Origin of the sequence: Gottschalkia purinilytica (assembly GCF_001190785.1) — a bacterium.
GTDB classification, from domain to species: Bacteria; Bacillota; Clostridia; order Tissierellales; family Gottschalkiaceae; genus Gottschalkia_A; species Gottschalkia_A purinilytica.
In genome coordinates this window covers 1-782 of record NZ_LGSS01000063.1, presented here as the reverse complement: position 1 = coordinate 782, position 782 = coordinate 1, and the positions used below count along the sequence as shown (strand labels likewise).

1 rRNA gene is annotated in these 782 nt (G+C 50.5%); it reads left to right on the top strand.

Going from position 1 to position 782, the window contains the following annotated elements:
* Positions 1-722 (top strand): 23S ribosomal RNA (locus CLPU_RS16355); the annotation flags it as partial.
* Positions 723-782 lie beyond the last annotated feature (60 nt).

Below are 782 nucleotides of genomic sequence, written 5' to 3'. Positions count from 1 at the left end.
TTATAATACTGAAGTTCTAACTAGAAACTGTGAAACCAGTTTTAGGACACTGTCAGTTGGGCAGTTTGACTGGGGCGGTCGCCTCCTAAAGAGTAACGGAGGCGCTCAAAGGTTCCCTCAGCACGGACGGAAATCGTGCGAAGAGTGCAAAGGCAGAAGGGAGCTTGACTGCGAGACCAACAAGTCGAGCAGGAAGGAAACTTGGACTTAGTGATCCGGTGGCACCGAGTGGAAGGGCCATCGCTCAACGGATAAAAGCTACCCCGGGGATAACAGGCTTATCTCCCCCAAGAGTCCACATCGACGGGGAGGTTTGGCACCTCGATGTCGGCTCGTCTCATCCTGGAGCTGTAGCAGGTTCCAAGGGTTGGGCTGTTCGCCCATTAAAGAGGCACGCGAGCTGGGTTCAGAACGTCGTGAGACAGTTCGGTCCCTATCCGTCGTGGGCGTAGGAAATTTGAAAGGAGCTGTCCCTAGTACGAGAGGACCGGGATGGACAGACCACTGGTGTATCAGTTGTCGTGCCAACGGCATGGCTGAGTAGCCAAGTCTGGAAGGAATAAGCGCTGAAGGCATCTAAGCGCGAAGTCTCCCTTAAGATAAGATTTCCCATTCGGTTAACGAAGTAAGACCCCAGGAAGACTACCTGGTAGATAGGTCACAGGTGTAAGGGCAGCAATGTCTTAAGCTTAGTGATACTAATAGGTCGAGGGCTTGACCAAGAAAGAAAGTAGCTGTGTAGTTTTGAAGGTACAAACCTTTAAAAAGAATATATTAAGTTA